Annotated in this window: 20 protein-coding genes; 14 read left to right on the top strand and 6 right to left on the bottom strand. The window is 50.9% G+C overall.

Annotated features, from left to right (window positions below; all coding sequences use genetic code 11):
- Positions 1-852: an NAD(P)/FAD-dependent oxidoreductase gene (locus HQ393_RS15415; RefSeq protein ID WP_179356283.1), complete on the top strand. Its 852-nt coding sequence runs from the start codon at positions 1-3 to the stop codon at positions 850-852.
- A gap of 91 nt (positions 853-943) precedes the next feature.
- On the opposite strand, the gene HQ393_RS15420 is transcribed toward HQ393_RS15415, so the two are convergent.
- Positions 944-2,965: an Ig-like domain-containing protein gene (locus HQ393_RS15420; protein ID WP_179356286.1), complete on the bottom strand. Its 2,022-nt coding sequence runs from the start codon at positions 2,963-2,965 to the stop codon at positions 944-946.
- Positions 2,966-3,283: 318 nt separating this feature from the next.
- Between HQ393_RS15420 and ttcA the strand changes: the two genes are divergently transcribed.
- From ttcA to phnD, 6 genes are all read left to right on the top strand, one after another.
- Positions 3,284-4,249: a tRNA 2-thiocytidine(32) synthetase TtcA gene (gene ttcA, locus HQ393_RS15425; RefSeq protein WP_179356288.1), complete on the top strand. Its 966-nt coding sequence runs from the start codon at positions 3,284-3,286 to the stop codon at positions 4,247-4,249.
- Positions 4,249-5,037: a fused MFS/spermidine synthase gene (locus tag HQ393_RS15430; RefSeq protein WP_179356291.1), complete on the top strand. Its 789-nt coding sequence runs from the start codon at positions 4,249-4,251 to the stop codon at positions 5,035-5,037. The genes ttcA and HQ393_RS15430 overlap by 1 nt, the downstream gene beginning before the upstream one ends.
- A gap of 142 nt (positions 5,038-5,179) precedes the next feature.
- Entirely contained in the window at positions 5,180-5,683 is a 504-nt protein-coding gene (locus tag HQ393_RS15435) for an RNA pyrophosphohydrolase (RefSeq protein WP_179356294.1), read from the top strand.
- Between the two features lie 45 nt (positions 5,684-5,728).
- Positions 5,729-7,312 (top strand): two-component system sensor histidine kinase NtrB, encoded by a 1,584-nt coding sequence (locus HQ393_RS15440; RefSeq protein WP_179356297.1) that lies wholly within the window; start codon positions 5,729-5,731, stop codon positions 7,310-7,312.
- On the top strand, positions 7,296-8,672 hold the full coding sequence (locus HQ393_RS15445; RefSeq protein WP_179356299.1) for a sigma-54-dependent transcriptional regulator: 1,377 nt from the start codon (positions 7,296-7,298) through the stop codon (positions 8,670-8,672). The genes HQ393_RS15440 and HQ393_RS15445 overlap by 17 nt, the downstream gene beginning before the upstream one ends.
- 218 nt (positions 8,673-8,890) lie before the next feature.
- Entirely contained in the window at positions 8,891-9,862 is a 972-nt protein-coding gene (gene phnD / locus HQ393_RS15450) for a phosphate/phosphite/phosphonate ABC transporter substrate-binding protein (RefSeq protein ID WP_179356302.1), read from the top strand.
- A gap of 185 nt (positions 9,863-10,047) precedes the next feature.
- Here phnD and mnmL read toward each other — a convergent pair whose 3' ends face one another.
- Positions 10,048-11,016 (bottom strand): tRNA modification radical SAM protein MnmL/YtqA, encoded by a 969-nt coding sequence (gene mnmL / locus HQ393_RS15455; RefSeq protein WP_179356305.1) that lies wholly within the window; start codon positions 11,014-11,016, stop codon positions 10,048-10,050.
- Positions 11,017-11,029: 13 nt separating this feature from the next.
- On the opposite strand from mnmL, the gene HQ393_RS17965 reads away from it, so the two are divergent.
- The 3 genes from HQ393_RS17965 (at position 11,030) to HQ393_RS15465 (ending at position 13,777) form a co-directional block, all read left to right on the top strand.
- The gene (locus HQ393_RS17965; protein WP_281361471.1) at positions 11,030-11,158 is read left to right on the top strand and encodes a hypothetical protein; all 129 of its coding nucleotides are present in this window, start codon (positions 11,030-11,032) and stop codon (positions 11,156-11,158) included.
- A 31-nt stretch (positions 11,159-11,189) separates the two neighbouring features.
- The gene (gene ampD / locus HQ393_RS15460) at positions 11,190-11,774 is read left to right on the top strand and encodes a 1,6-anhydro-N-acetylmuramyl-L-alanine amidase AmpD (RefSeq protein WP_179358535.1); all 585 of its coding nucleotides are present in this window, start codon (positions 11,190-11,192) and stop codon (positions 11,772-11,774) included.
- Between the two features lie 110 nt (positions 11,775-11,884).
- Positions 11,885-13,777, top strand: coding sequence for a potassium transporter Kup (locus tag HQ393_RS15465; protein ID WP_179356308.1), 1,893 nt, complete (start codon positions 11,885-11,887; stop codon positions 13,775-13,777).
- A 176-nt stretch (positions 13,778-13,953) separates the two neighbouring features.
- Here the strand turns inward: HQ393_RS15465 and HQ393_RS15470 are convergent, their stop codons facing one another.
- Positions 13,954-15,330: an IS30 family transposase gene (locus HQ393_RS15470; protein ID WP_179355150.1), complete on the bottom strand. Its 1,377-nt coding sequence runs from the start codon at positions 15,328-15,330 to the stop codon at positions 13,954-13,956.
- Positions 15,331-15,459: 129 nt separating this feature from the next.
- Here HQ393_RS15470 and HQ393_RS15475 point away from each other — a divergent pair, with 129 nt between their 5' ends.
- Complete coding sequence (locus tag HQ393_RS15475) at positions 15,460-16,512, top strand: porin (RefSeq protein WP_179356311.1); 1,053 nt, start codon at positions 15,460-15,462, stop codon at positions 16,510-16,512.
- 39 nt (positions 16,513-16,551) lie between these two features.
- On the opposite strand, the gene HQ393_RS15480 is transcribed toward HQ393_RS15475, so the two are convergent.
- The 3 genes from HQ393_RS15480 to argB form a co-directional block, all read right to left on the bottom strand.
- On the bottom strand, positions 16,552-17,181 hold the full coding sequence (locus tag HQ393_RS15480; RefSeq protein WP_179356314.1) for a pyrimidine 5'-nucleotidase: 630 nt from the start codon (positions 17,179-17,181) through the stop codon (positions 16,552-16,554).
- Between the two features lie 67 nt (positions 17,182-17,248).
- Positions 17,249-17,689: a CBS domain-containing protein gene (locus HQ393_RS15485; protein ID WP_179356316.1), complete on the bottom strand. Its 441-nt coding sequence runs from the start codon at positions 17,687-17,689 to the stop codon at positions 17,249-17,251.
- 198 nt (positions 17,690-17,887) lie between these two features.
- Positions 17,888-18,766 (bottom strand): acetylglutamate kinase, encoded by an 879-nt coding sequence (argB, locus tag HQ393_RS15490; RefSeq protein ID WP_179356319.1) that lies wholly within the window; start codon positions 18,764-18,766, stop codon positions 17,888-17,890.
- 194 nt (positions 18,767-18,960) lie between these two features.
- On the opposite strand from argB, the gene HQ393_RS15495 reads away from it, so the two are divergent.
- Genes HQ393_RS15495 through HQ393_RS15505 form a run of 3 tightly spaced genes read left to right on the top strand, consistent with a single transcriptional unit; the run spans position 18,961 to position 23,798 of the window.
- Positions 18,961-19,593, top strand: coding sequence for a TetR/AcrR family transcriptional regulator (locus HQ393_RS15495; RefSeq protein ID WP_179356322.1), 633 nt, complete (start codon positions 18,961-18,963; stop codon positions 19,591-19,593).
- A 4-nt stretch (positions 19,594-19,597) separates the two neighbouring features.
- Positions 19,598-20,713, top strand: a complete 1,116-nt coding sequence (locus tag HQ393_RS15500) for an efflux RND transporter periplasmic adaptor subunit (RefSeq protein ID WP_179356325.1) — start codon at positions 19,598-19,600, stop codon at positions 20,711-20,713.
- Positions 20,706-23,798, top strand: a complete 3,093-nt coding sequence (locus HQ393_RS15505) for an efflux RND transporter permease subunit (protein ID WP_179356328.1) — start codon at positions 20,706-20,708, stop codon at positions 23,796-23,798. The genes HQ393_RS15500 and HQ393_RS15505 overlap by 8 nt, the downstream gene beginning before the upstream one ends.
- Positions 23,799-23,834: the final 36 nt, after the last annotated feature.

Below are 23,834 nucleotides of genomic sequence, written 5' to 3' on the forward strand. Positions count from 1 at the left end.
ATGTCTGCACACACCCAGCAAGTTGATGCTTTGATCGTTGGCGGCGGTGTCGCCGGTATGACGCTGGCCCTGTGGCTGACCGGGCTGGCGCGCACTTGGCTGATCGTCGAGCGCGAAGCCGAGCTGGGCGGCTGCTTGCGCGACAGTCAGTATCCGCTCAAATGGATTCCAGCGTTTGAGCAGATTAGCGGCCAAGACTACGTCGCCAAAATGCGCGCCCAACTCGACCCCACCCATTGCCTGCTGGCTAGCGAAATCACGACGATTGAGCGGGGCGATACTTGGCGTTGCCAGCTGAGCAATGGTCACCGCATTGAGGCGCGTAAAATCGTCTTTGCCTGTGGCGCAACACCGTACTCACCCTATCCACCGCACCCGCGATTGATTGTGGGCCCAGGGATGCAGAAAATCGCCGTCATCGGCCCCATGCATCGCGTCGCGGTATTGGGCGGGGGGGATAATGCGTTTGAACATGCGTTGATTTTGGCAGAACGTGGTTGCCAAGTTGATCTTTACTGTCGTAGCAAATTCCGTGCGTCTGCTGTGATGTATATAGCTGTAAAGCAATCAAATATTGCTCTTTACGAAAATACCCATCTAGAGCAGCCATCCCTGCTTGATAACAAAGTCGTACTTAATCAACAAGAATATGACTACGCCTGCATCTATTACGGCTATCAGCCATCAAGCATCATTTCGCAGTATTCTGTGCTGTTTGAGGATCAGGCGCTGCAGCAATTACATGCAGATATTGCCGTGATTGGCGATATGAACGGTGGGGCTTTTCCGAATGTGCTGAGCAGCCAAGGTCAGGCGGCGGAGCTGGCTAAGTGCTTGGATGAGGGCTTGTAAGTGCGAAATGGTAGGCGGGAGAAAACATTCTCGCGATAAAAAACCGCCACTTGAAATGGCGGTTTTTTTTATTAAGTTGTTCAATATGAAATTAGTTTATTACTGCATTATAAGGTGAGTTGGATATGTAGCATGTTGTACCACCTTTTGGTGCATCAGCTTCAGATGCGCGTAAGCGGAAAATTTTCTCTGCAGTTGTTTCCGTTCCTTGAACATTCGTGGTCGCACGCATCCGTACAACAGTCCAAATCGAGTCTGATTTCAAGTAAGTATATTTGAATGCAGCACGTCCCGAGCTGTCAGTGGTAACTGTCGTTGGAACAGCTCCAGCCGCAGAATTAATTGGTGTAAGCTTACCGTTGACAATCCCTTTGTTTGCAATGACACCAATTACGTCAAAGGTTAGGCTATTTACTACTGTTACAGGGTAATACTGAATAGTGCTTGGATTGTATGTGAGACCACCCTCTTCAGATGGTTCGAGAACTAGGTTTTCATTTGCATCTTCGGATTTGTATGTGGCTGAAACAGCGCAACCAGAGCCTGTTGAGTAATATACAGGCCATACACTTAGACTAACTGGGGTATTTGCCATTGGATTACCGTTTGAGTCGGCAACAATTACTGACATAGGAAGTTCATACGCCACGTTATCAGTTGTGCTGCCAATAACACTGGATTCTCCAATCGATATTGATCCGGCAGTGCCACCAATAACTATGGAAGCACTTGAATTGGAAATATTAGATTGAATATTGGTAACCGGATCTAAGTAATAAAGGTTAGCAACCGCAGTAACCGAGGCTGTGGTCTGGCCTGTTGAGGTTGAACCTGAGGTAAATGTTGCTTGTGCTTCACCAAGGGGGAGGGAACCAGTGCCATCTCCAGTTAATGCAGATGGTGGCGAAATTGTTTCTCCGCCGCCTACTGAATTGCCTAATGTAAAGTAAACAGGCGCATTTGCAATCGGTTTGCCGTTGCTGTCTGTTACTTTGGCTTTAAGCGTAATGGTATTTTTCTGACTGCCTGTGCTTGGTGCGACGACCGCAGGTGATGCTTGGATTACAACTTTACTTGTTGATGAAAATGCAGGACTTACAATTAGCTGCATCGAGCTAGTAATTGCCTTGTTGTCTTCTGAAGTAGCTTGAATTGTTGCTGTGCCGATGCCCGTTGAATTTAACACCGCGATTGCTTTTCCTGCGTTTGTGTTAACTGTTTGGGTTGCAAGGCCATTACCGAAAGTTCCTAGGGTAGTTACAAATGTTACTTTGCTCGCATTTGTTGCCACTTGAATAGAGTTGTTTACATTTGGGTTGGTTACTGTGCTGCTAATTGGATTACCATTTTGATCAACAAAACTAAAATTGTTGCTACCACCCGCAATACTCATGGCCGCAGTTTTACTTGTGCCAGATGAAGTAGCAACAACAGTTGCAGTTCCGCCTGCCCCTCCAGTTGCTGTTGTTGTTGCTACTCCATTTGAGTCTGTTTTTGCAGAAGTTGGGCTAAATGTAATTGAGCCAGTACCTGAGGCGCTAAATACAACATCCACATCCGGCACTACATTGCCTTCGCCATCTTTAATAGTTGCTGATAATGGGCTCGTTCCACCACTGGTGATTGAGGTATTGTTGCTTGTAAGGGATACCGTTGTACCAATTACTTTGACTGCTGTGGTGTTACTTAGTGTGCCAGAAGTGACCGTAATATTTTCGGTGCGGTTAGTGACGTCGCTGCCAGAGGTGTACGTTACTATGGCTTGGCCTTTGGCGTCCGTTGTTACAACCGTTGCACTTAAAATCCCGCTACTGCTACTCAATAGAACGGTGGCACCAGCAAGAATACCGTTGGACTTATCCAATGCAGTAATTGTCAAGGTTGCTTTGTCTTTTCCGCCAGATTTAACCGAAGTTTTATCCCAACTTAAATTCAATTTTGCCGCGCTGATTGCTGCTGTTCCAGTTGGCGCAGGTGTCGGGCCAGATGAACCTGGCATTTGGATATCGCCTGCACTACCACCACATGCAGTCAATGCCGTGCCGAGTGCGCCGATGATGATGGCGCGAATCATGGTTTGGCGTGAAGGGATATTACTAAAAGCTTTACTCATTTATTCACCTCGGGTGTTGATGCCATGACTCTGCACTACGTCAGACTTACAAATAGATGGCGTGATTTTTCACATTTTAGCTATTTTTGACTGTAATGGAGGAAAATAAAGCGAAATGATGTAGTTAAAGTCACACAATTTACTTTGCAAATGATGTCGGCATTCCTGAGTTTGCAAGTTGATGTGTGAATCAGTATCAATAAATGGCGGTTACGCGCGGCGAATGATGGGGCGGAAAACGGTGTTTTAGGTTAAAATCGCTGCCAATTCAATCATCTATCTCGGGGTCTCCTGTATGGGCGGCCCCGTGCGCATTTTATGACCGACACACTCGCTACCGCTCCGTTGCAAGCAGAGCAGCAACACGAAGCTGATAAAAAACAGCAATATAACTTCAACAAACTCGCTAAGCGTCTGCGCCACAATGTGGGCGATGCGATCAATCATTTCAATATGATTGAAGAAGGCGATCGGATTATGGTGTGTCTGTCGGGCGGCAAAGACAGTTACACCATGCTTGATATTTTGCTCAGCTTGCAAAAATCTGCACCGATTAATTTTTCGATTGTTGCCGTCAATCTTGATCAGAAGCAGCCTGGCTTTCCCGAGCATGTGTTGCCTGAGTATCTGGCATCGATTGGCGTGGAATACAAAATCGTCGAGGAAGATACCTATTCGATTGTGACTCGTGTGATCGAGCCGGGCAAAACCACGTGTAGCCTGTGTTCGCGCTTGCGCCGTGGTATTTTGTACCGAGTGGCCGATGAGTTGGGCGCAACCAAGATCGCACTGGGTCATCATCGTGACGATATTTTGGCGACGCTGTTTTTGAATATGTTCTACGGCGGCAAGCTCAAAGGGATGCCACCAAAACTGGTGTCGGATGACGGCAAGCACATGGTGATTCGCCCGCTGGCCTACTGCAAAGAAAAGGACATCGAAAAATACGCCATCGCGAAAGAATTTCCGATTATTCCGTGTAATTTGTGTGGCTCGCAGCCCAATTTGCAGCGCCAAGTGGTCGGCGATATGTTGCGTGACTGGGATAAACGCTTTCCGGGGCGTTTGGAAACGATGTTTTCCGCCACTTGCAATGTGGTGCTCTCGCATTTGAATGATCCGAAAATCTACAATTTTGTTGGCGCAAAAGCCGATGGTACGCCGCGCGAAGATGGTGATAAGGCGTTTGATAAGGAAGAATTCAAAGACCCTGCGCGAATCTCGATTTTTGCGACTAAGCCCGCTGATGGCGTTTTGGGTGGCGGTTGTGGGAGCGAAGATTAATGTTATTTCGCTCCAAACGTTTTTCTAAAGCCAGCGACGACGACATCATTATTGATGTGTCGGAAGAGGGCGGTATTCGCAAGCTGCATTTTGGGCAAGATGACACGCAAAGTGCGATGAAAATCAATGCGCCCAATGAATTGCTCTTGGCCTATTCGCGTTGTGTATTCGGTAGCTTGCTGTTTCTTGAGCCACCCAAAGATATGTTGCTGATCGGTTTAGGTGGCGGCTCGATTGCGAAATGGGTGCATGAGTATTTGCCAGAAACCAAGCTCACCTGTGTCGAGTTGCACCAGCAAGTGGTGAATGTGGCCCGCAGTATGTTTTGCCTGCCACCTGATGATGAGCGCCTGAGTGTGCTGACTGCCGATGGCGCGGCGCATGTGTATGCAATGGAGGATGATTCGGTCGATATGATTGTGATGGATGCCTATTCATCGACTGGTATCGCGACCCCGCTGGCTAATCCTGATTTTTTCCAAGCCTGCCGCAACAAATTGACTAGTAATGGCGTACTGGCGGTGAATCTCTGGAGCATTGATCGCAAATTCGAGCAATATTGCACGCAAATTGGCGAGGTCTTTGAGAGTCGCCTCATTTGTTTGCCAGCCCGTCAAATCGGCAATGTGATTGCATTTGCTTTTGTGCGAGGCCAGAACAGCCCGCAGTGGGAGCGCCTAGCCGAAAAAGCTAAAAAGCTAGAGGCGCAATATGGCTTAGAGTTTGGCGAATTTGTCAGTGATCTGGCCAAAATGAATCCCCATAACGATAGACGCTTATTTATCTAGCTCGCGCGTACGAGGTGGGCGAGTGCGGCATTTTTGACGCTGCGCCTTAGCCTAGCGGGTGTGGCAAACAGATAATGGTTTGCAAGTTCGCGTGGATGTGAAAAAATTAAGGTAATCAACGAAATTTAACATAGGTAGTTTTATGCTCGACCGTGATGGCTATCGGCCAAACGTCGGCATCATCATTATCAACCGCCAAAACCAAGTGTTTTGGGGAAAGCGAGTGCGTGAGCACTCTTGGCAGTTCCCGCAGGGTGGTATCAAGCTGGGGGAAACCCCTGAGCAAGCCATGTTCCGAGAGTTGGCTGAAGAAGTTGGCCTATTGCCGGAGCATGTTGAAATCGTCGGTCGAACGCGGGACTGGATGAAATATGATGTGCCGACCAATTGGGTGCGCCGTGAATGGCGCGGTACTTATAAAGGGCAGAAACAAATCTGGTTTTTGTTGCGGCTAGTCGGTCGAGATTCTGACGTCTGTTTGCGCAAAACCACTCACCCCGAGTTTGATGCTTGGCGCTGGAATGAATATTGGTCGCCACTGGATGCGGTGATCGAATTCAAACGGGGTGTGTATGAAGCGGCTTTAGGCGAATTGGCACGGTTTATTGGCCAAAATCACCAACCGCCGCTTTTTGATGGTAATTAAATATAACGGGTGGCGTAACGCTGCCCGTTTTTTTATGTGGAAGTCATGAATACAAGCGAGCGTAGTATTACTGAAAGTTTGTGGCGGTCACTGGCGTTTTTTAATGTATTTCGTCTGCTGATCATTATTGGTTTAATGGTTGGCATCTTTACGCTTTCACGCAGCCCGTTGGCCGAGTCACCCGATGTGTTATTAGTGGCGGTGATTTTAGGGGCCTATACCTTATTTGCCATGCTGTTTACTTGGGGTATTGCTAAGCGACGCCCTAAGTTTGATCTGCAATTGTCGGCGCAGGTCATGATTGATGTGCTGTTTATTGTCTGTCTGATGCACTTGGGCGGCGGGATCAAAAGCGGTCTTGGTATTTTGCTGCTGCCCTATCTTGCTGCGGCAGGTCTGATTGCCCGTGGGCGGATGAGTATTTTTCATGCCTCGATCGCAACGATCGCGCTACTGCTTGAATTGTCGTGGTCATTTCTGACCGATACCCCAAGCGATATTGCGCCGATGCCGACGGCTCTTTTGTCGATTGCAACCTTTGCCGTGGCCTGGCTGGCGTTTCGACTCTCGCGCTACGCCGAGGAAAATCGTGCACTGGCGGAACAGCGCAGCGTTGATTTGGCCAATCTGGCGCAAGTTAATGAGCGGATTTTGCAAGACGTCTCCGATGGCGTGTTTGTGGTCGATGAATTTGACGTGATTCGCCAATTTAACGAGCAAGCGGTACGGGTTACAGGCCTGCGCCCGGCGATTGGATCACCCTTATCGGCCGATATTCCTGAGCTGGCAGCACCGCTGGCGCGCTGGCGCTCGCAGCAGGGCGTGGCCACTGAGTTGGTGCAAACGGCTGATGGGCGTAATACTTTGCGTGCGCGTTTTGTGCCGCTGAGCTTGGAAATGCGCGGTCACGTGTTGATTTATCTGGAAGATATGGCGCGCCTGCGGCGTGAGGCTCAGCAGCTCAAACTCGCTGCGCTCGGGCGATTGACGGCCAATTTGGCGCATGAAATCCGCAATCCATTGGGCGCGATCAGTCATGCCGCGCAATTGATGGAAGAAGAAGCCTCGGATGATCCGTTATTGCAAAAACTCACTCGCATCATCAACGACAACAGCATGCGCCTTGAGCGGATGGTGAAAGATGTGCTGGAGTTAAATCGGCGCGATCGGGTGAATCGGCAAGATATTCGCTTGGCCGAATGGCTGACGAATTTTAATGAGCAATTTATACTGCAAGAAAAAATCGCGCATCCAATGGCAATTGAATGTGATTCGCATGTCATCGTGCGCTTTGATTCGGGGCATTTGCATCAAGTATTGTGGAATCTGGCGCGCAATGGGTGGCGTTATTGCTCCCAAAGTGCTGGCAGTGTGCAGATTTTGGTGACGCGGCAGCATGATTTTTGGGTGCTCGATGTGCTCAATGATGGCCCGCCCGTACCGGCCGATGCGCAGTCGCAATTGTTTGAGCCTTTCTTTACCACCGAAAGTAAAGGGACGGGGCTAGGGCTCTATATTGCTCGTGAAATTTGCGCTGCTAACGGCGCATTACTTGAATATCTATCGCCACCATCAGGTGGTGCTTGTTTCCGCATCGTCTTTGGATACACCGATGGCCAAAAAATCTAAGGTATTACCGCGCGTTCTCGTTGTCGACGATGAAACGGATCTGGCTGATCTGCTTGAGCTGACGCTCTTGAAAATGGGGCTGGATGTCGTCAAAGCCAATGGCGTGGCGCTGGCTAAAACGCTGCTTGATAGCCAGCGCTTTGATCTGTGTCTGTCTGATATGCGTATGCCCGATGGCGAAGGGTTGGAATTGGTGCAGCACATTCAGGCGCGCAAGCTCGATGTGCCGATTGCCATTTTAACCGCCTATGGCAGTACCAATAACGCGATTGCCGCGCTGAAAGCGGGTGCATTTGATTATTTGGCCAAACCCGTGGCGCTGGAGCAATTGCGTACTTTGGTGAAATCGGCGCTCAAGCTCGATACGCCCGAGTCGCCAGCCAGTTTGCCGACTGGAAGTAATCCATTGCTCGGCAACTCACCCGCTTTGCAGTATGTGCTGGGTTTAGTCGATAAATTAGCGCGTAATTTGGCGCCGGTGTATATCACGGGCGAATCAGGTTCGGGCAAAGAGCGTGCCGCGCGATTGATTCATGCCAAATCCGCGCGGGCTGATAAGCCCTTTATTGCGGTTAATTGCGGCGCTATTCCTGAAAACCTGATGGAAAGCGAGTTTTTTGGTTATCGCAAAGGCGCATTTACGGGCGCCAATGAAGATCGCGAAGGTTTTTTTCAGGCGGCCAACGGTGGGACTTTATTTCTGGATGAAGTCGCCGACTTGCCGCTAGTGATGCAGGTGAAATTACTACGCGCCATTCAGGAACGTAAAGTTCGTCAAGTCGGCGGCGTAGCCGAAGTTGATGTGGATGTGCGTATTATCTCGGCGACGCATCAAAACCTCAGTAAATGCGTTGAGGCGGGCAAGTTTCGGCAGGATTTGTATTACCGGCTCAATGTCATCGAACTCAAAATGCCGCCTCTGCGCGAAATGGGCGAGGATGTGTTGCTGATTGCTCAGGCCGTGTTGCAAAAAATTGCGGCGCGTCATGGTATGCGCCCACCCGTGTTGCAGGCTGAAGCACTCAGCGCGCTGCGCACGTATGATTTTCCGGGCAATGTCCGCGAATTAGAAAACTTGCTCGAACGCGCCTTGGCGCTTTGCGATGGCGAGCAAATTTTGGCGGAAGATCTGCATATTCAGCAGACCGAAGCGGATAAAGCCGAAGCGCAGGCGGCCAATTTGGGCGATACCTACCCACTGCAAGATTATCTGGATCGGGTCGAGCGCGCTGCGATTATGGCGGCCTTGGATAAAACCAATTTCAATCGCACGCAAGCGGCCAAGCTGTTGGGGATTACTTTCCGCAGTATGCGTTACCGGCTAGATCGTTTGGGGATCACGCAAGGGGCGGATGAATAAACTTTTTACTGGGTATATCGCTGAAGATATTTATTGGTAATGACTTTGAACGTATACCCACGCTTGTGTTGCCGATAGCATGACTGGCAGTTGTTGAAACCTTACATGGGTTATCAAACGCTAAATAATCAGTAAGGTTTGTTACAATGGCGTTGCAGTAAAGCGTGTTACCATCGACTTTATTGTAAGGATTGGCGACGATAGAGGCGGATTGAGCGATGCGTAGTAAGTATTGGGTGGTTTTGTTGGCGGCTTGGTCCAGCTTGGTGCTGGCGCGTGAAACAATTACCGTGGGTCTGGTTGCCCACGGCGAGGCGCAAGAAGCGATCGCGGCTTGGCAGCCTGTCCTTGATGATTTGGCTAAAGCCACCGGCAGTAATGTAAAGGCCGTCGCGGCTAAAAATTATGCCGAGATTTTAGACGGCTTAAAATCGGGTCAAATTCAGGTCGCCCGCTTGGGCAATAAAGTCGCGTTGGAAGCCGTGGAAACCGCCGATAGTGATGTGTTCGCGCAATTGGTGCTCAAGGGCGGGATCGACACGTATTCTTCAGTGCTGATTACCCGTAAAGATAGCGGGATTAGCTCGCTCGATCAGGTTTTGCAGAAAAAAGGCCAATACCGCTACGGTAGCGGTGATCGTAAATCAACGTCGGGTTTTTTGATTCCGCAGTATTACGCATTCCTGAAAAACAATATCGTGATGGAGCAGCACTTCAAATCGGTGAGCTATGGCAACCATCAGGATAATTTCCTTGCTGCGGCCAAAGGCAACGTTGATGTGGCGGCCAATAACACCGACGATTTGGTCAAGTTTGCCAAGAAATTCCCTGCTGAATCGAAAAACATCAAAGTAATCTGGCAATCGGATGCATTTAATTTTGACCCGATGGTAATGCGACGCAACTTGCCGGCAGATACGAAAGCGGCAATCAGTCAATTCTTTCTGACTTATGCCAAAAATCCACAGTTTCCCGATGCCGCCGATAAACTGGCCAAGGCCGATGCGCTGGCAGGTTTTAAATTAATGGGCAATTCGCAACTGAAGCGGATTGCCGAGGTGGAGTTGTTTTATTCGCAATTTCGCACCACGCTCGATACCAGTCTGAGCCCCGCCGATAAGCAAAAGCAGGAAAAGGCCAACTATCGTCGCCATGAACAATTGATTAGTTTATTGGGTGGTGCGCATTAATTTATACCAATACGCTGCGATATTCAGGGTTGCCAAAGTTGATGACAAACCCCACTCGCGCAGCGAGACACCCTCTCTGGGAGAGGGCGGGGGAAGTGGGAATAAAACATAAAGACTGCAAGTGCGAAGGGTGGCATCTTGGGCTCGGCTTTGCCAAGGCTTGAAAAAGCGGTATATACCAATTTTCAGCAGTCTGAAGGCTGCCACAGGCGGCCCTGCCAACTATTTCTCGCTGTGAGTTTGGCGGTGAGTAAGGGCGCTAATTCAGATAGTCGCACCGACCAATCGGGTGCCAAACGCATGCTGGGCGGCACTTCGCTGCCCACGCGTTGCAGTGCCAAGTCAGGGCGCAGGCGCTCGATAAAGTCGGCAAGTAATTCCAGATAATCTTCTAAGCTCAGCATCGGTACGCTGCTCGGGTCGCGTCGCCAATCATTGGCCAGCTGCGTGCCTTTGACGACCTGCAGCTGATGCAGCTTGAGCGAGCTTAACGGTAGCGCCGACAGTTTCGTCGCACCGGCGAGCATACTGTCGCGGCTTTCTCCCGGTAATCCCAGCAAAACGTGGCCTGCTACCGTGAGCCCACGCGCCGCGGCTCGCTTGATCGCATCCACGCTGCTCGCAAAATCATGCCCACGATTGACGCGCGCCAGCGTAGCATCATCGGTGGATTCGATGCCCAATTCCAGCTCTACTAAATGCGTGCGCGATAAGTCGGCCAGATAGTCGAGTAAGTCATCCGAGACACAATCGGGGCGTGTGCCGATCACTAAGCCGTCAATTTCGGGGCGGGACAGCGCGGTTTGATAAGCGTTGATCAGCGTGCTGAGCTCGCCATAGGTGTTGCTATACGCCTGAAAATACGCAACCCAGCGCTGGGCATTTGGGTAGCGACGCTGTAGAAACTCCATGCCAGTATTGATCTGCATGTTAATATTATCAGGGCTTTCACGTACATACCCAGGGGTAAATCCCATATTGTTGCAGAAGGTGCAGCCGCCTATGCCCTTGCTGCCATCACGATTGGGGCAGGTAAAACCTGCTGCGACCGATACTTTTTGCACGCGAGCGCCATAGCGCGCTTTTGCAACGTCAGTCCAAGATAAGTAGCGGCGCGGATGCAGGGCCGGTTCGAAAGACGATAAATCGTGCATAAGCCAGAATTTAATGAGTGAAGCCCGTATTATCCAAGTGCTCTCAATTCAGACTCTGCGCTACATCAGTGATGATCAGATTGCTGATGATACCGAGGTGCGCTGGCGCGTAGAACGCGCTACGATGCGCAGATTGCCCTGATTTGCGGATACTGAAAGTGACTGTTCCGAGTATGAATATTGATGAGCAAGGTTGGTGCTCTGCTGCGCGCAGGGTAGAGAGCCCCAATTGCGATGCGCGCGCAGAAGCGATGGCGATTGATATGGTCGTGATCCACAATATCCATTTGCCGCCTTTGCCCGCTGGAGCGACGAATTTTGGTGGTGATGATATTGAGCGCTTATTTACCAATTGCCTCGATGTCGATGCGCAGCCATGCTACGCCGAATTGTCTTTGCTACGCGTCTCGTCACATTTTTTGATTCGTCGCGATGGCGAGCTGATTCAGTTTGTTTCATGCAATCAACGCGCTTGGCATGCCGGTGTTTCCCGCTGGGCGGAGCGCGAGCGTTGTAATGATTTTTCCGTAGGTATTGAGCTAGAAGGCTCGGATTACGTGCCTTTTGAAGCAATACAGTACGATGTATTAGATGGCGTGCTCAAGGCTTTGCAGCAGCGTTACCCACTTCGTTTCTTGGTGGGGCATCAGGAAATCGCGCCAGAGCGAAAAACCGATCCCGGGCCGTTTTTTGACTGGAAAAGGCTGGAAGATCAATTTGGCGAATTGCGCCAATCTGACGCCATTAGCAAAAGCTGATTGTGTTGCTGCATTGCCGCAACGTTTGCTTTGAAATCATGCATTTGCTGTGTACACGGGACTATAATCCGCTTCCCGAAATGGGATTGAATAAGGTTTAACAAATCATCATGTCTGCTCCCCAAACTCACGACCCGAAAAAGCTCGCAGGCGTCATTGTTGGTGCTATCGGCGTTGTGTATGGCGATATTGGTACTAGCCCGCTGTATACCTTGAAAGAGTGTTTTACCGGCCACGTCGATTTAACGCTCAACGCATTTAATATTATGGGCATCTTGTCACTGATTTTTTGGGGCTTGATGCTGGTGGTGAGTCTGAAATACGTCGCGATTATTTTGCGCTGTGATAACCGCGGCGAAGGCGGTATTTTGGCGTTGCTGGCATTGGCGATGCGCCATGTCGGGAGTGATTCGCGGCGTGCACATTGGATTATCGGGCTGGGTATTTTTGGCGCGGCGCTGTTTTACGGCGACAGCATAATTACTCCGGCGATTTCAGTGCTGTCGGCGCTGGAGGGGATTAGCGTCGTTTCTAATACACTGGAGCCCTATATTCTGCCGATTGCCATCATGGTGATGGTCGCGCTATTTGCCATGCAATCTCGTGGTACGGCGCTGGTGGGTAAGCTGTTTGGCCCCGTGATGGTAACGTGGTTTGTGGTGCTGGCCGTATTGGGTATTGTGAATATCATGAAGGCGCCAGCGGTACTGGGCTCGGTGAACCCGATTTACGCGATTCAGTTCTTTATGGCGCATCCAGCGTTGAGCTTTGTCCTGCTGGGCGCTGTGGTGCTGTGTCTAACCGGAGCTGAGGCGCTGTACGCCGATATGGGGCATTTCGGCCGGCCAGCAATTCGCTATGCTTGGTTTATTTTGGTGTTGCCCGCTTTGCTGCTCAATTATTATGGTCAAGGTGCTTTGCTCATTACGCACCCCGAAGCGATTAAAAACCCATTTTATTATTTAGCGCCAAGCTGGGCGCAGATTCCCTTGGTTGTGTTGGCGACGATGGCGACAGTGATCGCATCGCAAGCGGTGATCTCAGGGGCTTTCTCTGTGACGCGTCAGGCAATCCAACTCGGCTTTTGCCCACGCATGGATATTCAACATACCTCTGAGCGTGAAATGGGGCAGATCTATGTGCCCGGTATTAACTGGTTCTTGTTGGTTTCGGTGATTGCGCTGATCTTGGCATTCCGTAGCTCAAGTAATCTGGCTGCCGCCTATGGCTTTGCAGTGACTTGTACAATGGTGATGACCACCTTGTTGGCGTTTGTCGTTATGGGTCGCCAAGTCAGTGGCGCCAAAAAAGTTGGGCTATTTGCCGTGTTGGGCTTCTTGCTGGTGATTGACTTTGCCTTCTTCTCGGCGAATGTGTTGAAGCTGCACGAAGGTGGCTGGTTCCCATTACTGATCGGCTTGATTGCCTTTACTTTGATGATGACTTGGAAACGTGGTCGTCAATTGCTGGCGGTAAAACTGCGCGAAGGCGAAATGCCGCTGGCGGGTTTTGTTGAGAGCCTTGAATCTAGCCCGCCGCAACGCGTAGAAGGCTTGTCGATTTTCATGACGGCCAATGCCGATACGGTACCGCATGCGCTGTTACATAATTTGAAACACAATAAAGTGCTGCATGAGCAAGTGGTGTTTATGACGATCCAAACGGATGATATTCCGTTTGTACCGAATCGCGAGCGCGTCACGATCCGCCGTATGGGAGAGAGCTTCTATCAGATTGTGGCGACCTTTGGTTTTAAAGAAGAGCCCAATATTCCAACTGTATTGCAGCAAGTGACGCAATTGCAGCCGGAATTGGTGTTTGACGATATGAATACGTCCTTCTTCTTGTCGCGTGAAACCATTGTGGAAGCGAAGTATCCATCGATGAGCTGGTGGCGTCGTCGCCTGTTTAGCCTGATGAGCCGAAATGCGACGCGGGTGACCAACTTCTTCAGAATTCCCCCCAATCGAGTGGTGGAAATGGGGATGCAGATTGAGCTTTAAGTTATTGTTTTATTGATGAAAAGGCAGCCAGATTGGCTGCCTTTTTTTGCTGTTGAGTGGCGATATTTCATTTATGCCATGTGGTATGCCAGGCAAATGTGCTGTGTAAAAAGCCACATTCGCGAGGTGAACTTGTGCTGAGAAGTGGCATTCGGGCTTCCGTACACTGGGCAGATTCAACCGGTCGTCGCAACACGCGTTTGTTGAACAGATTTCAGATACTCATTCAGTGCTTCGATAGGTGTTTTCCAACCGAGTGTTTTTCGGGGCCGGGTGTTTAGTGTATTGGCTACAGCTTGAATCTCTTGGGCACTCCATCGCGATAAGTCAGTGCCTTTCGGGAAATATTGTCGCAAAAGACCATTCGTATTCTCGTTTGTGCCGCGCTGCCATGGACTGTGAGGGTCGGCAAAGAAGACCTTTACTCCTGACTCAATAGTAAAGCGGGCGTGATCTGATAACTCTTTCCCTCGATCCCAAGTTAATGATCGCCACAATTGTGCAGGTAGGCTAGTCACTGTCTTCTTCAGTGCATTGGCCATGGTGACGGCTCCATAGCCGGCAAGTGCGGGGCCGTTCTTCACTCGCGGAGTCAGCCCATAGCCCTCCTCGCGAGGCAGATGTACGAGCATGGTGTATCGAGTTGATCGCTCGACCAACGTCCCTATCGCGGATCGGTTCAAACCAATGATCAAGTCTCCCTCCCAGTGCCCTGGTAGCGCACGACCCTCCACCTCAGCAGGGCGATTAGAGATCATAACGTCTTCGCTAACATGTGCCCACGCTTTGGCCTGCGCTCTGGCTCTCGGTATACGCAACGCCCGCCCTGTACGCAGGCAACTCACCAGATCACGCTTGAGAGCTCCTCGACCCTGTATGTAGAGCGCCTGATATATGGCTTCGTGGGAGATTCTCATAGATTCGTCACCCGGGAAGTCGATTTGAAGCCGGTTGGCAATCTGCTCAGGCGACCAACCATTGACCCATTTACGGTCACCGCGATGCGGTTTATTTCGTCCCTTGAACGGCGCCTGTCTAGGCCCTGCAATCTCAAGGCCATCAGCATTATGAACCTTGCCCTCCAAGCGCTCTTGCACGTAGTGGCGCAATGGCAGATTAGTCACCAGTTTCGCTGGCTTCGGTCTTTTAGCCGCCAGTTCCGCCTTCCACTGCGCGACTGAAGCACGATATTCGAGTCGGCCACTACGAGTTGCTGCGTTACGAGTTAACTCCCGAGACACTGTCGACGGACTTCGCCCAAGGCGGCGAGCAATCTCACGCACACCAACACTTTGCGCTTGGAGCAGTCCAATTTCTTCTCGCTCAGCGAATGATAAGTATCTTCCTGATATGTGGTTAGACATAAACAATGGCATCCCGCCGCGATAACGGAACCAGCGTGTTCCTACTGCTTGCGATACGCCAACGGCCTCCGCTGCCTTTTCGCTTGTGATTCCGGTAGCAATCTGTTCCCAAAATAACCGCTCCGTTTCTCGGCGAAGTGATGGCGCGCCTGGCGAGCGCATCGCACCACGCCCCGTCAACTTCAGCATCCACCCTGCAGGTCGTCCCATTATACACCTCCATAATAATACGGTGTTGCGACGACCGGTTGAATCTGCCCTGCGCTCATCGAGTTAGGCCTATAGCCGCTCATGTTTGCAGACAAGGGAGTCTACATAATGAAATTGAAAGCAACGTTTATCGCCTTTACTGCTGCTTTTGTAGCAATGGGCGCTCAAGCCGACGTCATGATCAGTGGTGATGTGACTGGCGCGCTGAAATACGATGACATCGGTAGCGAAAATGCGAACGGTGTTTACCTTGACGGTACGATCGGTCTTTCAGGTTCGCATAAAGTTGATTCTATCAACGGCGACCTTATCTGGAATGCTGCGTTGGGTATCAATACCACGAACGGTACAGGTAGTGTGGATGACTGGCTGACTGCCAAAGACCTGTATGTGGGTGCGCGTGGCAACTACGGTATGTTGCGTCTGGGCCGCACGATGACGCCAAGTTATGAAGCGCAAGATAATCTGTTTACCGATACCGGTTTGAGCTGGTTGGCGGGTGATTATGGCGTGGGCCAAGGTGCGCGCGTGAACAATATCGTTCGCTACGATTCTCCGGTTATGGCTGGCTTTAAGGTTGGCGCAGCATATGCCTTCAAAAATTACAGTGATGATGGTGCGGGTGATGGCACAACTTACGACGTCGCTGCGCAATACAAATGGTCTGGCCTGCAAGTGGATGCAACTTACCAGCAACGTAACGGTGTAACTGAAGAAGTGGATACCTACGGTTATGTCACCAATGACAGTACCTTCGATAGCAAAACCTACTACGCTGGTCTGCGCTATGAATTCCAGAATGGCTTTGGTCTGACTGGCGGCTATAAGAGCAATGAATACAACCCAGGTACTGAGTTGAAACAGGATCAATGGTTGGCGCAAGCGAGCTACAAAAAAGATAAACACGCGGTGTATCTGAGCTACGCGAATTTGAGCAATATCGAGCAAAATGGTGTGAAACAAGCTGATTCAGGTGCGCAAGCAGTTGCAGTTCGTTATAACTACAGCCTCGATAAAAACCAGATTGCCTTTGTTGAAGGCCGTTACGTGAAGAATGAAGCCAATTCGGCAATTGGTGCCGGTGATAATGCAATGGAATACAGCGGTACTCCGGGTCAGGACACTGCGCGTCTGATGACGGGTGTGAAAGTAACGTTCTAAGCAGTTGGTATTTGAAAATGGCGCCATTGGCGCCATTTTTTATGCCTGCAGTAATTGGCTCAGTTTCGAAATCACCACATCTGCCGCGGGATGCTGCCGATAATGTGGGCGCAGCCAAACCGTTTTCATGCCGAGTTTTTTGGCGGTAATCAGATTGTCGATGCTGTCTTCAACCATGATGCAATCGGCCGCTTGCAATTTGAATTGCCTGAGCATGGCTAAAAACGCGCCGGTTTGTGGTTTTGGTTGCAGTTTGACCGTATCGACGGCCGCAATACCGCTGAAGTAGCGGGTAATTTGCAATTGCTCGAGCATCATTTCGGCGTATTGAAGCGGACCATTTGTAAATAAATATTTATCGCCCGACAGTTGGGCCAAGGTGCATTTCAGTTGCGCCATCGGATGAATGTGCTGGCGCAGCGTTTCGGCGGGGTGACACGCGGCGAGAAAACTATGTGGACTCAGATGCGGATGGTGTTTGCGTAAGCCCAATAAAGTCGCGCCATACCGGTGCCAATAATGCTGGCGCAGCTCATTGGCGTGTTGGTGGCTTAGTTGCAGATTATCTTGTAGCCAGCGGGTCATGGCGGCATCAATCACCGGAAAAGCGTGGCGACTGGCGTCGTGCAAGGTATTGTCGAGATCGAAAATCCAATGGCGTGCGGGCATGAAAAATGGCCAGAAAGCGAAGCTAATCTGGCCATTTTAACCTGCTTTAAAGGGCTATCGACGGCGCTTAGACGCGCTGATCGTAGATATAGTGCGACATCTGATCAATCGTGAACTCTTGGTCGGCGATTTTTTCTCGCACCAGATCGCCAATCGACAAAATGCCTTTAACTAGATTGCCCTCGACGACGGGTAAGTGACGAATTCGTTTTTCGGTCATCAACCCTAGGCAATCGTCCAAACTGGTTTGAGGCGAAACACACAAAATCTTATGCGTCATGATCTCGGAAACGGGGGTGCCCGCCGAGGTTTTTCCCATCAGCACCACTTTGCGCGCGTAATCACGCTCGGAAAAAATACCCACCAATTTATCGTTATCCATCACCAGAATCGCGCCGATATTGTGGTCGGCCATGATTTGGAGCGCTTGGTAGACTGTCGCATTGGGCGAGACAGAAATAGTGCGATGATCGGCTTTGTCGGCAAGGAGGTGATGTGCAGTTTTCATGGGGTGGCTCCCGTCTCGTGAGGGTATTACCACTTTAGCTGGCCAAGGCTAATTCGCAAGAAAAAAGGGGGCCAATTTGCACTCTGATCATCTTGTAAAAATAAATAAGGCCCAGCAATGCTGAGCCCTATCTGCATGAAAGCCAATCCCAGATTGGTCTTGACGGCAATACCCCGTGTTTGAGGGCGAGTTGTATGTTTACTTGGCGCGAATCATCGTGCCGACGCCTTGCTCAGTCAATACTTCGAGCAATAGGGCGTGTTTAACGCGACCATCGATAATATGCACTGAATTAACGCCGCTTTTCGCCGCATCGAGTGCTGAGCCAATTTTTGGCAGCATGCCGCCCGAAATCGTACCGTCGGCAAATAATTCATCAATACGGCGCGCGGTGAGTTTGGTCAGCAAAGTGCCTTCTTTATCCAGCACGCCCGGTGTATTGGTCATCAAAATCAGTTTTTCGGCTTTCAATACTTCGGCCAATTTACCCGCAACCAAGTCCGCATTGATATTCAAGCTCTCGCCGGTGGCATCAACGCCAATTGGGGCAATGACCGGAATAAAATCGGCCGCGTCGAGGTGTTGCACGATCGCTGGGTCAATTTTGTCGATTTCGCCGACTTGACCAATATCGACGGTTTCTTCGCCGGCTTCGTCTTTGAGCATCATTTTATGCGCGCGGATAAAGTGGCTATCTTGCCCAGTCAGACCTACTGCTTTACCGCCATGCTTATTGATCAGTGACACGATCTCTTTATTCACATGACCGCCCAGTACCATTTCAACCACGTCCATGGTTTCCGCATCGGTCACGCGCATACCTTGGATAAATTCGCCTTTTTTACCGATGCGATCGAGCAAATCATTAATTTGCGGGCCACCGCCGTGGACGACTACCGGATTCATCCCAACGAGCTTGAGTAACACCACGTCAGAGGCAAAACCGTCTTTCAGCTCTTCGTCGATCATGGCGTTGCCACCGTATTTAATCACGATGGTTTTATCAAAAAAACGCTGAATATACGGCAGCGCTTCAGACAGAATTTCGGCTTTGGTTTGGGCTGTGATATCGCTCATTTCAGGCTCCGGCAGGCAAGGCTAACAATGGCGCCGATTGTACCGCAGTTCAATGAAAAATTATGTGTTTGTACCGTACCGTCACGCGCTAATTGGGGTATGAAAATTGCATTAAATATTCTGTGGGCATCTTGACCTGATCGAGTGGCACGGCAGATAATAAATGACCGTTCAGTTATTTATTTTCCCCGACTATGAATTGCCCCATCAAACGCTGGACTCGACGAAAAGAAGCACGGCCTGAGGAAATCCTACTGGCCGCTTTGTCTTTATTTGTCGAAAAAGGCTATAGCGCCACCAAGATCGAAGATATTGCCCGCGTGGCAGGGGTGACGCGTGGTACGCCGTATCTGTATTTCGCCAATAAAGAAGAGATTTTCAAGGCCGTTATTCGCGAGCTATTGCTGCCCAAATTACCACTCGGTGGCGAGATTGTGGATGAATGGCAGGGCTCGGCCCGCGATTTACTTTGTCAGCTATTTACCACGTGGTGGGAGGTGATGGGCGAAACGCAACTGTCGGCCTTGCCCAAGTTGATGATTGGTGAAGCAGGCAATTTCCCCGACGTACTTCAGCTCTATCACGATGAATTTATCGTACCCGGTAATGAATTGATCCGGCGCGCTCTCGCTTACGGCGTGGCGCGTCATGAATTTGTGGTGCAAGACATGGAATATGCGCTGCATATTTTATCGGCACCGATTGTGATGGCGATGCTATGGCAGCACTCATTATGTCGCTGTAGCCCCGAGCCGCTTGAATCTCGCCGCTATATCGCGGCCAGCCTCGATATTTTGTTAAACGGACTTTTGCTGCGCAAAGGATAAACGTATGAATTGGAAATTAAATGGCGCTGTTTTGAGCGCAATGGCGAGTGTTTTGGTCTTGGTCGGATGCCAAAAAGTGCCCGAGCCAGTAGCTGATATTCGTCCGGTTCGAACGATTAAAGTCGGCAATGTGGCCGATAAATCGATGGGCGAGGTGTATAGCGGTGAAGTGCGCGCACGCCATACCGTCCCGATGGGGTTTCGCATTGGCGGCAAACTGAGTTCGCGTCCGGCCAATGTCGGTGATGTGGTCAAGCCCGGTCAGGTGCTGGCGAGTTTGGATCCGGGCGATGTGCGTTTATCGGCTGATGCCGCACGGGCGCAATTGGAGTCGAGCAAGGCGCAGTTGGCGCAGGCCGAACTCGATTATCAGCGCGGGAAAGATTTGCTGGCGCAAAAATTTATCAGCCAGGCTGAAGTCGATAAACGACAGACCTTATTAACCGCGGCACGCCAAACCAATGAACAAGCCAAATCGCAAGCGCAATTAGCGCAAAACCAAAGCAACTACGCGCAGTTGGTGTCAGATGTTTCAGGTGTCGTGACGCAAACCTTGGCCGAGCCGGGTGCAGTCGTGGCCGCAGGGCAAGCCGTGGTGCAATTGGCCAAAGATGGCGAGCGTGAAGCCGTGATCGATGTGCCTGAGAGCAAAGTAAAAAGTTGGCGTGAAGGCCAGAAAGTGATGGTGGTATTGTGGGCGGGGCAACAATCCGAGTTGACCGGTACGGTGCGCGAAGTAGCGCCAGCCGCGGATGCGCTGACTCGCACCTATCGCGTCAAAGTGACTTTACCCGTATCCAATGAAGTAAAGCTGGGTATGACGCTGCAGGTAATGCAAAATAATGATTCCAAGGCTATACCTGCTGATGTATCTAGCAAAGTCTCATTGCCGCTGCCGGCGCTATTTGGCAAAGATAAAGTACAACGCGTCTGGGTGGTCAATGAAACCAAGCCGGGCGAAGGCGTCGTGAAAAGCATCGCTGTCAATGTATTGGGCGTAGCGGGGCATACGGTTGAAGTTGGCGGCGTGAAGCCCGGGCAGATTGTCGTGACGGCTGGCGCGAATTTACTGCGCGAAGGTCAGCAAGTACGCGTACTGCAAGGGGCGGCTCATGAGTAAAGAAGGTGCTTCATTTAATCTATCGGCTTGGGCGCTCAAACACCAATCGCTGATTTTGTACCTGATGGCGGTGTTGTCGCTGGCGGGTATTTTGGCCTACACGCAATTGGGGCAAAAAGAAGACCCTGAATTTACCTTTAAAGCGATGGTCGTGCGGTCATTCTGGCCGGGAGCCTCTGCCTCGGAAGTGGAGCAGCAAGTGACCGACAAGCTCGAAGAGGCCGTGCAGGGGATTGGCTATATCGACTTTACTAAAAGCTATTCGCGCGCTGGCGAATCGCTGATTACCATCATGCTGTACGAGCACGTGCGCGCCAAAGAGGTCAATGACGCGTGGTATCAGGTGCGCAAACGGATTAACGATGCCAAAGGCAAATTGCCGCAAGGCGTGTCAGGGCCATTTTTTAACGATGAATTTGGCGAAACCTACGGCAGCTTGTATGCGTTTACCGCCGATGGCTTTAGCTATGCCGAGCTCAAGAAATACGTTGAACGCGTACGCACCGAACTCCTGCGTATTCACGATGTGAATAAAGCCACGCTGATTGGCCCGCAAGACGAGAAAATCTACGTGCAGTACAGCAGCGCCAAGCTGGCGACGATGGGCGTGACGCCCTTTCAAGTGAATCAGGTCTTGGCTGCGACCAATACCGTGACGCCCGCTGGCGTGGTCGAAGGGCAGGATGAGCGCGTCTTTTTGCGCGTCACTGGCGGTTTTGATGCCGTTGATACCATCAAAAATACGCCCATTACGCTCAATGAACGTACCTTCCGCGTTGGCGATGTCGCTGATGTATTCCGTGCCAATATCAATCCGGCTGTGAGTGCGATGCGCTTTGGCCTGCAAGGGCAGCACGGTGAAAATGCCATTGGCTTGGGTATTTCAATGAAGCCCGGTGGCAATGTGCTGGCGATGGGGCAACAGATTGATGAAACGCTGGCCAAAATGAAGCGCGATTTGCCCGTCGGGATCGAGTTTCATGCAGTTTCCGATCAGCCTGCGGTGGTAAAAAACGCCGTGCATATCTTTATGAAATCGTTGCTCGAAGCGGTCGTGATTGTCTTGGCGGTGAGCTTTTTGTCGCTAGGCTGGCGCACGGGGATTGTCGTTGCGCTGTCGATCCCGCTGGTGCTGGCGCTGACATTCCTGTTTATGAAAGTCTTTAATCTGGAATTGCAGCGTATTTCGCTGGGCGCGCTGGTGATTGCCCTGGGTTTGCTGGTCGATGACGCGATTATTGCCGTCGAAATGATGGCGCTGAAACTTGAGGAAGGGTGGGATAAATTCCGCGCCGCGACGTTTGCCTATACCTCGACGGCCTTCCCGATGTTGACCGGTACGCTGATTACTGCGGCGGGGTTTCTGCCTGTAGGCCTTGCTAAATCTAATGCTGGTGAATATACCTTCTCTATTTTTGCGGTGGTTGGTTTGGCGCTGATCTTGTCGTGGGTCGTTGCGGTACTGTTTACGCCGTATATGGGCTATCACCTGTTGCCGGAAAATCTCAAACCGCACGGCTCGCACGACGCACATGGCGGCAAGTTTTACCAAGGCTTTCGCCGCGCGGTGACATGGTGCATTACCTACCGCAAAACGACGATTGCGCTGACTGGCGGCGCGTTTGTTATCTCGGTGGTGCTGTTTGCTTTGGTGGTGCCCAAGCAGTTTTTCCCTGCGTCGAGTCGCCCCGAATTGATGGTCGATTTGTGGATGCCCTATACCGCGTCGTATGAGGCAACCGAGCGTGAGGTGAAGAAAATCGAAGCGATCATGCTTAAAGACCCCGATGTCGTTACGGTCACGAGCTATATCGGTGTCGGCTCGCCGCGCTATTACATGCCGCTCGATGAGCAAATGCCGAATCTAAATTTTGGCCAGCTCACGGTCATGACCAAGAATGAGCATGTGCGTGAAAACGTGCTTAAACGCATCAATACCTTGTTTGCCAATGATTTTGCCGGTGTACGCGGGCGGGTGACGCGGCTGGAAAATGGGCCGCCGGTCGGGTATCCGGTGCAATTTCGGATTATTGGCGAAGATCAGAGCAAGCTAAAACAAATTGCTGAGCTGGTTGCAGAGAAAATGCGCGCCCATCCGAATCTGCGCCAAGTGCATACCGATTGGGGTGAGCAGGTGAAGGTGGTCCGGCTCGATATTGATCAGGATAAATTGCGCCAACTGGGTTTAACGTCGCAGCAATTGGCGCAAACGCTGCAAATGTCGGTGTCGGGAGTGACGGCCACGCAATTGCGTGAAGATAATTTGCTGATCGATGTGGTGAGCCGATTGGAAGACAAAGAGCGCACTCAGCTCGATTTTCTGGAAAATCTGCCAATTGCGCTGCCGATGGAGAATACAGTCGGCCGCAGTGTGCCGCTGTCGCAAATCGCCAAATTTTCGCTGGAAAATGAGGAAAGTATTATTTGGCGCCGCAATCGCGTACCCGCATTGACGGTGCGTGCCGACGTGAGTGGTGCGCAAGCGCCCGATGTGTCGATGGCGCTGTTACCCGCGATGAAGGCGATCGAGGCGACATTGCCCGTGGGCTATCATATTGAAGCAGGTGGCACGCTCGAGGCCTCGAAGACGAGCCAAGACTCGATTGCGGCGGTCATGCCCTTGATGCTGATTGTGGTGATGACGCTATTGATGCTGCAATTGCAAAGTATTCAGCGTATGTTGATGGTGCTCTTGACCGCGCCTTTGGGGATGATCGGTGTCACGATGGCGTTGCTGATTTTTCAAGCGCCGTTTGGCTTTGTCGCAACCTTGGGTGTGATTGCGCTCTCGGGCATGATTATGCGCAATTCGGTGATCTTGATGGATCAGATCGAGCAAGATATAGCCGCTGGTGCTGCGCCTTGGAATGCCGTGATTGATTCGGCGGTTCGTCGCTTCAGACCGATTATGCTAACGGCCTTAGCGGCGATATTGGCGATGATTCCGCTGACACGCGATACCTTCTGGGGGCCGATGGCGATTGCCATTATGGGTGGATTGTTTGTCGCTACGGTCTTGACGCTCCTATTCCTGCCGGCCTTATACGCCGCATGGTTCCGACTGAAACCGGTTGATCCGGCTTAATTTCATGTAGCGCGGTCAACGAAATAGCGTCTGACC

The organism is Chitinibacter bivalviorum, assembly GCF_013403565.1.
Classification (GTDB): domain Bacteria; phylum Pseudomonadota; class Gammaproteobacteria; order Burkholderiales; family Chitinibacteraceae; genus Chitinibacter; species Chitinibacter bivalviorum.